11 protein-coding genes are annotated in these 12,736 nt (G+C 36.6%); 5 read left to right on the forward strand and 6 right to left on the reverse strand.

Annotation, left to right across the window (positions count from 1 at the left end):
- Positions 1-152 precede the first annotated feature (152 nt).
- The 4 genes from BUB25_RS03425 (at position 153) to bioB (ending at position 3,330) form a co-directional block, all read left to right on the forward strand.
- Positions 153-1,082, forward strand: a complete 930-nt coding sequence (locus tag BUB25_RS03425; RefSeq protein ID WP_072940982.1) for a bifunctional riboflavin kinase/FAD synthetase — start codon at positions 153-155, stop codon at positions 1,080-1,082.
- A gap of 113 nt (positions 1,083-1,195) precedes the next feature.
- Entirely contained in the window at positions 1,196-1,633 is a 438-nt protein-coding gene (locus tag BUB25_RS03430) for a hypothetical protein (protein WP_072940019.1), read from the forward strand.
- Positions 1,634-1,709: 76 nt separating this feature from the next.
- Positions 1,710-2,147 carry a hypothetical protein gene (locus tag BUB25_RS03435; RefSeq protein ID WP_072940022.1) on the forward strand — a complete coding sequence of 146 codons (438 nt, stop codon included), beginning with the start codon at positions 1,710-1,712 and terminating at the stop codon, positions 2,145-2,147.
- 97 nt (positions 2,148-2,244) lie between these two features.
- The gene (gene bioB, locus BUB25_RS03440) at positions 2,245-3,330 is read left to right on the forward strand and encodes a biotin synthase BioB (protein WP_072940025.1); all 1,086 of its coding nucleotides are present in this window, start codon (positions 2,245-2,247) and stop codon (positions 3,328-3,330) included.
- Between the two features lie 122 nt (positions 3,331-3,452).
- Here bioB and BUB25_RS03445 read toward each other — a convergent pair whose 3' ends face one another.
- Positions 3,453-6,683 carry a hypothetical protein gene (locus BUB25_RS03445; RefSeq protein ID WP_139256886.1) on the reverse strand — a complete coding sequence of 1,077 codons (3,231 nt, stop codon included), beginning with the start codon at positions 6,681-6,683 and terminating at the stop codon, positions 3,453-3,455.
- 351 nt (positions 6,684-7,034) lie between these two features.
- Between BUB25_RS03445 and BUB25_RS03450 the strand changes: the two genes are divergently transcribed.
- A complete protein-coding gene (locus tag BUB25_RS03450) occupies positions 7,035-7,505 on the forward strand; it encodes a regulatory protein RecX (RefSeq protein ID WP_072940984.1) in 471 nt (156 codons plus the stop codon).
- Positions 7,506-7,508: 3 nt separating this feature from the next.
- On the opposite strand, the gene BUB25_RS03455 is transcribed toward BUB25_RS03450, so the two are convergent.
- From BUB25_RS03455 to BUB25_RS03475, 5 genes are all read right to left on the reverse strand, one after another.
- On the reverse strand, positions 7,509-8,693 hold the full coding sequence (locus BUB25_RS03455) for a beta-ketoacyl synthase N-terminal-like domain-containing protein (RefSeq protein WP_072940988.1): 1,185 nt from the start codon (positions 8,691-8,693) through the stop codon (positions 7,509-7,511).
- A gap of 457 nt (positions 8,694-9,150) precedes the next feature.
- Positions 9,151-10,422, reverse strand: coding sequence for an adenosylmethionine--8-amino-7-oxononanoate transaminase (bioA, locus tag BUB25_RS03460; RefSeq protein ID WP_072940030.1), 1,272 nt, complete (start codon positions 10,420-10,422; stop codon positions 9,151-9,153).
- A gap of 43 nt (positions 10,423-10,465) precedes the next feature.
- Positions 10,466-11,086 (reverse strand): dethiobiotin synthase, encoded by a 621-nt coding sequence (gene bioD, locus BUB25_RS03465; RefSeq protein ID WP_072940033.1) that lies wholly within the window; start codon positions 11,084-11,086, stop codon positions 10,466-10,468.
- Between the two features lie 53 nt (positions 11,087-11,139).
- Positions 11,140-11,433 carry a GxxExxY protein gene (locus BUB25_RS03470; protein ID WP_262496838.1) on the reverse strand — a complete coding sequence of 98 codons (294 nt, stop codon included), beginning with the start codon at positions 11,431-11,433 and terminating at the stop codon, positions 11,140-11,142.
- A gap of 132 nt (positions 11,434-11,565) precedes the next feature.
- Positions 11,566-12,729 carry an aminotransferase class I/II-fold pyridoxal phosphate-dependent enzyme gene (locus tag BUB25_RS03475; protein ID WP_072940036.1) on the reverse strand — a complete coding sequence of 388 codons (1,164 nt, stop codon included), beginning with the start codon at positions 12,727-12,729 and terminating at the stop codon, positions 11,566-11,568.
- Positions 12,730-12,736 lie beyond the last annotated feature (7 nt).

The following is a 12,736-nucleotide window of genomic DNA, read 5'->3' on the forward strand; positions in this document are numbered from 1 at the left end:
TTGGCTTTCCTTAAAATCTAACCTTCAATTCAGTCTGTTTCTTATGAATTTGCTTTTTTATACAAACAACACAAAATATATTGAAAATCACTGGCAATACCGCTAAATTTAAAATAGATACCATAAATTTGCAGCATTATAAAACAACAGCTTTGAATATTTTTCAATCGATACAAGATTTTAGCTCTACCAAAAAAACGATTCTTACCCTTGGCACTTTTGACGGGGTACATATAGGTCATAAAAAAATTCTGGAAAAACTGATCCAGAACACGGAAAACAACAAATACGAAAGCTTAGTATTGACCTTTTTTCCACATCCTAGAATGGTTTTACAAAATCAATCTGACATCAAATTACTGAATACAATCTCCGAAAAAATAGATTTACTTGAAAAAACAGGAATTGAAAACCTTGTTATTCACCCTTTTGACGAGAGTTTTTCCAGAATAACGGCCGAAGATTTTGTTAGGGAAATTCTTGTGGATCAATTCCATATCCATAAAATAATTATTGGCCATGACCATCGATTTGGAAGAAACCGCACAGCAAACATTGATGATTTAATCCGTTTTGGAAAGCAATTTGGTTTTGAAGTTGAACAAATATCTGCGCAAGAAATAGATGCTATTTCAGTAAGCTCCACCAAAATAAGAAAAGCATTATCTCAGGGAAACATGGCTCTGGCAAACCAATACCTGGGATACAACTATTTTTTGACAGGCATCGTTGTAGAAGGAAAACGCCTGGGAAGAACCATAGGATTCCCTACTGCAAACCTAAAAATAAATGAAGATTACAAACTGATTCCAATAAATGGCGTCTACGTCGTAAAAAGCACAATTGATCAAAAAACTATTTTTGGAATCATGAATATTGGCTATAACCCTACCGTAGGCGGAGAACATTTATCGATAGAAATCCATTATTTAGATTTCGATACTGAATTGTACGGCCAGCAATTAACGGTTTCAATACTTCACTATCTGAGACCAGAACAAAAATTCGACTCTATAGAATCGTTAAAAACGCAAATAGAGAAAGACCGAAACAACGCAATAGCCTACCTAAAAAAACACTAATAATTAGTAAATAAAACCTTAAGCTATCTCAAATTTTTTGTGTAAATTTGAGATGTATTCCCTTGTTTATCAAAAAGATATTATTGTTTTTTAACTTTTTTAAAACTAAACATATGAAACTACCAAAAGAACTATACAACGGATGTATTATCTTTATTGGAATCGGTCTCTATTTTTTTTCAATGGAACTTTTAGGCCTAGCCGATTTGGTTTACTTACGATTATTCAACATCCTATTTGTTTTTTATGGAGCAAACAGAACTTTAAAAGCAAATTTTAAAGAAGGAAAAACAATTTTCCCATACAATGCCGTTTCTGCTCTTATTACATCTCTAGTTGGAGTATTTCTAAGCATAATAGGCCTAATAGCCTACACTTACTATAAAGGTGGAGATTCTTACATACAAACATTACCGGACACTTTTCTATTTGTTGGAAAACCCTCCGTGATGACCTATAGCATTTCTTTGCTTTTTGAAGGAATTGTTTCTGCTGTAATTGTGACATTTTCACTAATGTTATTTTGGAAGAAACAATACCCATCTGACTAAGCCGCATCTTAGCCCAAAAAAGTCAAAAAGCAATTTCCGGTATTTTACAACAAATTAGTTTTAATAATGGACCAATATGAAACTACCACAGGAATTAATAAACGGATTGATTATTTTCATTGTTATTGCCGCCTTTTTTTTATCAATGGAAGCGCTTGGCTATAGTAATTTATTCTATTTACGCTTCTTAAACATATTTTTTGTTTTATATGGTGTGAACAGAACCATTAAAGCAAATCTTTCCCAAGGCAAAAAAAGACTTGCCACTAATGCCGCTTCAGCCATAATCACCTCATTTATAGGTGTATTTTTAAGCGCCATCGGATTAATTTTTTACAGCTATTCCAAAGGAGGAGATTCATACATCCAGACCTTACCAAAAACCTTTTTATTTGCTGGAAACCCTTCAATCAATACCTATTCTATTTGTTTATTATTTGAAGGCATAGCCTCATCTGTTATTGTCACCATGCTACTAATGCTGTATTGGAACAATCGATTTACCACCGACTAATCTTCCAGACCACTCAATTCCAAAATACTTTTTTAAAAGACATTACATTGTCATTAGAACAATTTGACTACTTTTGGGGCATTAAAATTAGTATACAATGAGTATTACAAAACACAATTGGACTAAAGAAGAAATAATCGCAATATACAATAAACCCATGATGGACTTGCTTTACGAAGCAGCTTCCATTCATAGAGAACATCATGATCCAAACGTGGTTCAAGTTTCAACCTTATTGTCTATTAAAACTGGTGGATGCTCTGAAGACTGCGGCTATTGCCCACAAGCAGCTCGCTACCATACTGCTGTTGAAGGCAATGATTTAATGTCGGTTAGCCAAGTAAAAGCACAAGCTTTACGTGCAAAATCAGGAGGTTCCTCACGCGTATGCATGGGAGCTGCCTGGAGAAACGTAAAAGATGGCCCCGAATTTGACCAAGTACTGGAAATGGTTCGCACCATCAACAAGATGGACATGGAAGTATGCTGCACCCTAGGTATGATTACTGAAAACCAAGCGCAACGTCTGGCAGAAGCGGGTTTGTACGCTTACAATCACAATTTAGATACTTCTGAAGAATATTACAAAGAGGTGATTTCAACCCGCGGATTTGAAGATCGTTTGCAAACTATAGAAAATGTACGTAAAACTAATGTTACGGTTTGTAGCGGTGGAATAATTGGAATGGGAGAAAGCATTGACGATAGAGCCGGAATGCTTGTAGCGCTTTCTACACTAAACCCTCAACCGGAATCTGTGCCTATTAATGCTTTGGTTGCCGTTGAAGGAACTCCCCTGGAAGAAGAAAAACCGGTAGAAATTTGGGAAATGATCCGCATGGTTGCCACAACCCGAATTATCATGCCCGAAACCCAAGTACGTTTGTCAGCAGGCCGAATGAACATGAGTCGTGAAGGACAAGCTATGTGTTTCTTTGCAGGAGCCAACTCAATTTTTGCAGGCGATAAATTACTAACCACGTCAAATCCGGATGTGAATGAAGACATGAAAATGTTCGAAATGTTAGGTCTTAACCCACAAAAACCTTTTACAAAAGTGGTCCAACCAAAAACGATTGAAGCAAAAGACTCTCAATTTCAATCCCTGGGAGAAAAACCAAAATGGTCACGCCCCGGACACATTATTGAAAGAAATCTTGAAGCATCTGTCAAAGGAAAATAAATACTTAAAATAAAACAACAAAAATCCCGGCTTTGTATAAAAAGCCGGGATTTATTTATTGTACTCATTTTACTATTGGAAACAGGCCTTATTTAGCAAGAAGAAAAACAGTACCCAAATGGCTAATAAATGATTTTTTTACTGACTGTTGTGCCATTTTGCAAAACGACATTCACAATCAATACCTGCTCACCAGAAACCACATTAGAAACCGTTAAACCAGTATCATTCACATCCCCCTTATAAAAAACCCTACTGCCACCAACATCATAGATCACAATTTTATCGATAAAACCATCCCTCGAATTGATTTTTAGAACTTTATCCTGCACCAAAACAGACACCCTATCATCAACACCTGAAGCGACTTTCAATATATTTTTATTATTATAACGCAATACAAATCGGTCATTAAAAACACCTTTTTCTGTAGTGAAACTATAGGCTTCCTTTTTTAAATCATGGAAAATACCTATCAATTTATCTTCTAGAAATATATCCCGCGAAGCTAATTGACCATCGGTACGGTCGATGCTTATTTGAAAATCCCCTTTGACTGAAGTTTTATACCCCAATCGAATTGTATCATTCTCTTGAAATGGCAAAGCACGACCTTGAATGCTTAAATTTAAGTTCTCATTTATACTATAAAAATCCACAAACTGATTTCCGTCGTAACTTATTCCATCAAAAAAACCTTCATTAGTATTTGTTGCTCCGCTAATGTATCCTATTAAAGTCTGTTTAAAAGCACCTTGTTGGTTCGCTAAATTCAACCAAATACGGTTTTTCTCAATTGTCTTAGTATTAGCCGATTTTGATGTTGTTTTAAATCTAAAAAACTGTGCATTATCATTGCCTGATGGTCCTCCAGGAATACGCATACTATTATTGAAGCTAACTAAACCACCTGAAATACTGCTTGAAGCAAAAAAAGCCTGTCCAGCAGCAATTTTCCCTGTTGGCAAATTCAGATTATTATTGTTATTGGGGTCATTTATATCTGAATCTGTTTGGGCCGAAATAGCCGTTTTAATCCCGCCAGTAAGATTATAGGATGCATAATCATTAACAGTATAATTATACGTGCCATTTCCAGCGACAGCACTACTGGGCGGGGAGTTATGTGTCCAAAAATAAAGAGTCCCTTCTAAAGCTGCCGAATTATAGATCAAAAACTCATCAGCATCTATAGCTGAAGGATATGGATTCCCTATCAGATAAGACTTATCACCCTCAACTGAGACATTTATTATTCCATTATTAGGCACTCCTATAAATTTAGGATTAGAGTCAATACTAGCTACCGTAATACTGAAATTTTGCGGCGCTCTTACACTATATCCTATTGCCGCATCCATAATTACATTACCATTGACATGTATCACCCAGCCTTTGTCAGGGTTAAAGCTATAATACTTATCGTAGAGCGTATTGGGAGATAAATCATGCAATGCCTGTCCAGCCACAGGCGAAGACCAATAAGTAAAATCATATCTTTTTACAGGAGCCGTGTTTCGCCTGTAAATGATATTTCCCATATTTATTGCATTATCGGCAATTTGAACCAGGCTTGAATTATTGTCAAATGTCAATGAACCGCCTGAAACAGTCAATCCATTAGTAAGCGTAAGCGTTCTGCCGTTTGGAATAACAACGGCTCCTGATTTTACCTCACAAGAACAACCAACTAAATCTTGGTTTTCAGAATAATTTCCCTCAAAAACGATCTTATCAGAAGCTGTAGGAACATTAGGAAACCATGAATTCCCATTCCATTTCGATTCTACCGATGCTTTTATGACGCAATCGGCAACAGTAGAAACACAGCCAGCACTGTTTTTTATAAGTATCTTATAATTTCCTGCCGTCAAAGCTGATTTAATATTACTTGCTTGGTAATTCGCCCCATTATCAAAACTATAGCTATCTGTTTCACTCTGGACCTCCACCCTAATTGATCCTGTGGCTGTCATACAATCCGGTTGCACAATAGTTGTTTGCGGGCTTGTCAACTGAGGTAAAAAAGTAATCAAACGTGTTCTTGACGAACTATCCACTGAACATTGAGTTGTAGTATTATTGAAAGTGACATAAACACGATATTCCGCTGACTCCGCCGGCGTTCCGTTAATAATATTCAATGTTGCAGTTGAAGCTCCTGAAAAATGAGTCCCATCAACAACATCGGTCCATACTCCGGAAGCAACAGATCGTTTCCATTTGTAGAGAACAGGCCCATTTGAAGGATTGGAAATTACCGCTGTATACGAATAGCTGGCCCCGTAACAAAGATTTACATTCACTATCGATTGAGCCGGAGTCAAAGCTGGCGATGTTATATTGACTAATTCATTGACCGAAAGAGTAGCAACACTAGAGGTGATACTGCAAATCCCATTAGAAACAACGGCTTGGAATTGTGTGCCGTTTGGAAATTGAGCACTACCAACATTCCTTACAGTAATCACATTTGTATCGTAATTGCTCACATTACTAATAGCTGAGGAAATTGAAGTAAAACTCAAATCCCCGGGTTTTTTATATTGCCACGAATAGACTAAACCCGAACCCGTTGCAACTACCTTAAAATTAACATCACGCTTTTCACAATCTAATTGATTGCTAGGTTGCGTTGTGATGACAGGAGATGAATTAACAACTACCGTAGTATGACCGTAAGCAACTTTCTTATCAGATTGTCTTGTCATTACCACCTTATAAACACCCCCAACTGCATTAGAACCCGCTATAAAACTAGGATTTTGAGCCGTACTTGCAAAAGAATTAGGCCCTGTCCACGAATAGCTAAAAACTCCATTAGGCGGTGGAGTAGCAGCAAGATTAACAACACTCCCTACGCATACTGGCGAATTTGATGTAGCAGCTCCTGTTCCTCCCAAAGATTCTAAATCACTAAAACTACTGTTTGAATTGGCTTGACCATTACAAGTCGATACCAACTGCTCTCCTATATAAATTCTATCAGATGCTGTACATTGATCACCTCCGTCAAGTCTCCCACCTGAATTAACAGTAATACTAGAGCCTTCTGCCAGTGTTATTCTATCATTAGCTCCAGTTCCAAATAATAGTATAGCCTTATTTCTAACAACAAGATTAATTGGCCCCAAACAACTAAGATTAAATCCTGAATCAATTGTCAAAGTCATCGCATTGGTACCATCCCCAACATATAAAAATGCACCACAATTTCTTAAGGGAGCTGTACCACAAGATAATGTGCCTGTACTTACAGATGCCGTAATAGAACACTGTGCTTTAGTCTCGGTTGAAAAGAAAAATGTTAAAAAGAAAAAAACAACCCTTATAATAGTGTAAAATTGCCTCATAAAAAAACAAAATATTGTTAATATCCTCTCTTATAAATAATTATAAATCAATAAAATTGAAATATCCTACAAGATTAAATGATATATTAGGGCTAAAAAATAAAAGACGTTTATGTACCTCTTTTGTCGCTCAAATACATGTTTTTACAATTACACAAAATTGCTACAATACTGATTTACATCTTTTTGCATATCTGTTTTTCAAGGCTAACATTTAAAAAAAACAGCAAAACACAGTGCTACAATTGCGAGAACAACAACGAACCACAAAGCTTTTATAAAAAGGCTTTTCACTTTTTATTGGAACCAAGCTATAGTATTCAGTTTAAATTCTTAATTTTAAAATTTCAAATGAAAGACATTTTTTCCATCAAAGAGGCCATCCATAAAATAGAACATTATTGTGCTTATCAAGACCGCTGCCATGAAGAAGTGGAGCAAAAATTGAGAAGTATGAAAATGGATTCAGAAGAAATTAGTTCCATTATTACCCATCTTATCAAAGACAATTTCCTTAACGAAGAGCGTTTTGCCTGCAGTTTTGCCAGAGGCAAACACCGCATCAAACATTGGGGTAAAATCAGAATTGTAAATGAATTAAAATACAGAGGCATCAATCAGACACTGATTAATATTGCCCTAAAAGAAATTAGTCCCGATGAATATACCGCTACTTTTGATTCATTGGCAGAAAAACATTGGGAATCGATAAGAGAAACCAACATTCAAAAAAAACGAAAGAAATTTTGTGATTATTTACTAAGACGCGGATTTGAAAGCAGCCTAGTCTATGATAAAATGAAAGAATTAGAACTGACCTAGTATTTATAAAGATAATAAAACACTCACGGCATTCCCTCCAAAACCAACCGCATTCACCAATACTTTCTTTATCACCCTTTCAGGGTTTACAACCCTGAAAGGGTGATCGGCAAAAGGAACTCCGATAAACCTATTGTGTTGCATCATCATTATAGCCAGCTCCATACTCAATATACCCGATGCTCCGAAGCTGTGTCCAATTTTCCATTTATTAGTTGTCAATAAAGGAAGCTTATTACCAAAAACTTTTTCTATAGCTCTATATTCTGTCAAATCCCCTTTAATAGTTCCGGGAGCATGCATAACAATAGCATCTACGTCTGATAAATCTGTGTCTTGCAATGCCATTTTCATCGATTTCTGGAAACAACTTGCTTCTGCCGAAATGGAAATATTATGTTCCAAAATTTCAGTCGCATATCCAATCCCTTCAATAAAAGCCAACGCATTTTCTTTCTTCCCGATTTCGAGACAGCAAACAGCAGCACCTTCGCCGAGAATCATTGTGTTTTGATTTTTTTCCAAATCCAAAGCCCGATTTGGCCATTCGGCAAGCTCAGGCTGACGTTCATCTATATTCGAATAAATCTTCAACGCGCGCATCTGGGCTATTGTAAAATCAGTCAAAGGAGCCTCGCTTCCGCCAACAAGAAATTTATCAGCCATACCCGCGCGCAACCAAGCGACGCCATTCAATACCGCATGCAATGCCGTAGAACAGGTAATAGAATGAGAAATTTCGGGCCCGCTACTCTGCAAATCATGGGCAATCCAGGAAGAAATATTACCCAAAGTCGTTGTTGGTGAAGCCAAGGTCTGCGCTTTACCCGATTGCAAATAGTCCAGATGGTGCTTTTCGAATAAATCAGTGGCGCCACGTGAGGAACCTATGTTAATCCCAAAAATATCTTTTTCACCCCATCCGGCACTTTCAATCGCTTTTCGCGAAGCCAGCATCGCATACAAAACCGATTTATCCAAAGCTTTGTATTTAATGTCAGAATCGCGCATTGCGCCAACAAGCGCTTTCGAATCTTCATCAAGTATTGCGGCCCAGGTTTCTTTATGATCTAAAAAGTGCTTTTCAAAAAAGTGCGTATTCTTTAGATAATTCTGCCAAATAGTACTTGATTGATTTCCTAAAGGGGAAACCGAAGCGATCGCGGTTATGGAGATTGTTTGTGACAAGATATTATTTTTTGTCGCAAAGGTCGCAAAGTTTTTCGCAAAGTTCACAAAGCTTCGGAAGTTTATATGTGCAAAATATAACTTAGGCCTTAAGCGCTATACGTTTTTCACAAATCGAAAATAGCATAAATAGCATACCGATTGTAATAATTTAACGGCTTAGCATAAATAAAATTCATCTTAAGCCGTTATTTTTTTGCTAATCTTGCAATATATCAAATGGCTTTTGAATCCATTTATGAACCAGACAAAAAAACATGTGAATTTGTAAAATCCCTTGTTAGCTGTGCTATATTGATTGTCATTGCAAACAAAATGTACGTCTTATCAAACCTATAACAAGTCCCTAGATACCTGCAACATACTTGCAACAAATGTCAGCATTGATGTGGATCGAGCCTTAAAAGGCTGTGTTATAATAATTACACCTCAGTGCGGACTTATTCTTAAACAAAAATCAGACTGTTTCTAAAGCGTTTTCAACCACCTGATACACTTTTTGCAACTGCTCATTCGTCATAATATAAGGAGGCAAAATATAGACAATATTACCAACGGGACGAAGAATCACGCCGTTTTCAATAAAAAAATCATAGAGTTTATTGCGCAAGCTTCCGTAATAACTTGCGTCAGTATCCGTTTTTATTTCCAAAGCAAAAATGACTCCGAGCACCCTTGTGGTCGTCACTTTTGGATGGTTTACTAGCTGTTTTTGGAATTTCAGATGGCTTTCGTTTACTCGGGCAATATTGAGCTGCATTTCATTGGTTTGCAACAATTCCAAACTAGCCAAAGCAGCCGCACAACCTGTAGGATTTGCGGTAAAAGTATGACCGTGAAACAGAGCTTTATTAATGTCATCGTCATAAAAAGCTTCAAATATTTCCTGCGTAAAAGTAGTTATCGCCATAGGAATAGTGCCTCCGGTGAGCGCTTTTGACAAGCACATCATATCTGGCTTTTGCTTTGCATAATCCATAGCAAAGGTTTTTCCGGTTTTTCCAAAACCAGTCATCACTTCATCGGCAATGGTAAGCACATTATTTTCCTGACAAATTTTAATTAATTCGTCCAAAGCCGTTGGTTCGTACATCACCATTCCAGCCGCGCCCTGAACCAAGGGCTCAAATATAAAACCGGCACATTTTTTATTTTTAATCACTTCTTTCAAAGCATCAAAACTTTGCTGCTCCTGCCCTTTTACCGGCACCGGAATTCGCACCACATCAATAAACATCCCTTGAAACGCCTGAGTATAAAACGAAATTCCGCTCGCCGCCATGGCCGCAAAAGTATCTCCGTGAAAAGCATTTTCAAAAGCAATAATCGTGGTTCGGGTTTCTCCCCTATTGAAAAAATACTGCAAAGCCACTTTTATGGCCACTTCCACCGCAGTTGAACCATTGTCCGAAAAGAATATTTTCTGTTGGTTTTTTGGTAAGATTTCGATCAATTTTTCAGCCAAAACCACTGCCGGCTCATGTGTAAATCCGCCAAATAGAACATGTTCTAATGTGGTAAGTTGCTTATAAATCGCATCGGCAATAAATTTATTGCTATGTCCAAAGGGGTTCACCCACCAGGAAGCAATAGCATCGATATATTCTTTATTGTTTTCATCCCACAGCAAGGCTCCTTCGCCTCTTTTAATGGCAATTGGAAGTGCTGCTGTTTTGTGTTGGGTGTAGGGATGCCAAAGGTATTGACTGTCTTTCTCTACTAGATTCATTTGATTTTTAATTGAAGATTAACGATTTCAGATTTTAAAATTGCTATTGAAGTTGTAAAAGATTTTCTCTGAACAAATCCGCATATTCACGAATTACATTGCAATCAAAATACGGTTCTTGATCGATTCTGCCAATACATTTTATTCCTGTTTTAGACAGAATTATCGATTCGCTAGCTTTATTTTCTTCACCGCTAAAAACAATGCCAGCAATACTTATTTTACGATTTTGCAAAGCTTCTATAGTAAGTAAGCTATGATTGATACTTCCTAAATAATGACGGGAAACTACGATCACTTTATAATCTGCTTGTATCAAATCGACAATAGTATCCTCATTATTTAAAGGAACAAACAATCCTCCCGCTCCTTCAATAACCAAATGATTTTCGGTTTCAGGAGTTCTAATTTTACTTAAGTCAATGGTGATTCCATCAATTTCGGCAGCCAGATGCGGACTTGCAGCGGTGTTTAATTTATAACTATTGGGATGAATCACTGTTTTATCATTACTGATAAAAGATTTTATTTTATGACTGTCAGAGTTTTCTAAATCTCCCGCTTGGATAGGCTTCCAATAATCAGCTTCCAAAGCTTCTGTTATAATAGACGAAGCGATTGTTTTTCCAACATCGGTTCCAATTCCTGTTACAAATAGTTTCATATCATTTTGCGGCCACTGATAGCACGGATTTAACAGATTCACACAGATTTTTTTTAATTCTTTCTGTTGTTTGTAAAAATTAGTCTTTTAATTTCAGGTTTTTCTCCAAAGTTTAATAATAACCCAATTTCAATATTTGTTGCTTTTAGATAGTTTAAAGTTTGCGCATAATGTGCTTTCATTAACCCATCACAAGCCTTTAATTCTAATATGATTAAATCTTCAATTAACAAGTCTGCAAAAAAATCTCCAACAAGTTCACCCTTATAATGCACTTTAATCTGTTTTTGAGTCTCAACTTTAAAACCTTGTGATTTCAATTCCAAATACATTGCGTTTTGATACACTTTCTAAAGAAATCCATGGCCCAGTTCATTATAAACTTCATAAAAAATCTTTAAAATTGATTCCGTTAATTCTTTGTGTAAAATCTCCGTCATAAACTGTTATTTAAAAATTTAAATCCGTGGCATCCGTGGCTAAAAGGCAAAAGTACTCAACAAAGCTAAGACTTCTGAGATTTCTTCTTTTGAATTATAACTGTGCAGACAGAATCGCAGGCGTTCCTGCCCTTCAGGAACTGTTGGAGACAAAATTGCTTTCACATCAAAACCTTTTTCCTGCAGTTGACCGGCAATTGTTTTTACCTTTTCGTTACCTGGAATAATAGCCGATTGAATGCTCGATTTGCTTCGCACAAAAAGTGGTTTTAAACCCAACATATTCTTTTCTTGATTGAAATGAATAATATTCTCTCGTAGCGCAATAATATTTTGTTTTTCTTTTTCTAAAAACTGAAAAGCAACTAGAATTGTCGCAATAGAATGTGGTGAAAGCCCCGTGGTATAAATAAAACTTCGGGCAAAATTGACCAAATATTGTTTTAATTCCTGACTTCCCAAGATCGCAGCACCATGGCAACCCAAACCTTTGCCAAAAGTCATAATTCGGGCAAAAACGCGGTCTTGCAAACCTAACATTTGAACCAATCCTTCGCCTTGATCACCAAAAACACCCAACGCATGGGCCTCATCAATGACTAAATTAGCCCGGTATTTATTAGAAAGCTGAGCCAATTCTTCAAGATTTGGCGTATCACCGTCCATTGAAAAAACAGATTCCGTAACAACATAAATTTCATTTATCATCACGCCCTTATTCTGCAAATCACGGCAACGTAAAATCAGTTTTTCCAAATCTTCAAAATCATTATGCCCAAATTTATAAGCTTTGGCGTTAGACAATTGGATTCCGTCCCGGATTGAAGCATGACACAATTCATCATACAAAATAAAATCCCCTTTTTGCGGAACCGAACTGAAAAACCCAACATTGGCATCATAGCCCGAATTGAAAATCAAGGCGCTTTCAGTTTGATGGAATTTGGCGATGAAATCTTCGGTTTCTTGATAGATTTTATGATTTCCGGATAACAATCGAGAACCCGTTGCACCGTTTTGGAGAATAGCATTTGCAATCAGATACTGATGCGTTTCTTCGAAAATGGATCTGTTTTTTGAAAATCCAATATAATCATTCGATGCAAAATCAATTAAATCATTAGACAATGAGAGCTTTCGCAAAGCATTGTTTTGCTCTCGTTGATTCAGTTTCTGTTGTAATGATTTTGGAAAACATTTCATATGCCGA

Origin of the sequence: Flavobacterium granuli, assembly GCF_900129705.1 — a bacterium.
Lineage (GTDB): Bacteria > Bacteroidota > Bacteroidia > Flavobacteriales > Flavobacteriaceae > Flavobacterium > Flavobacterium granuli.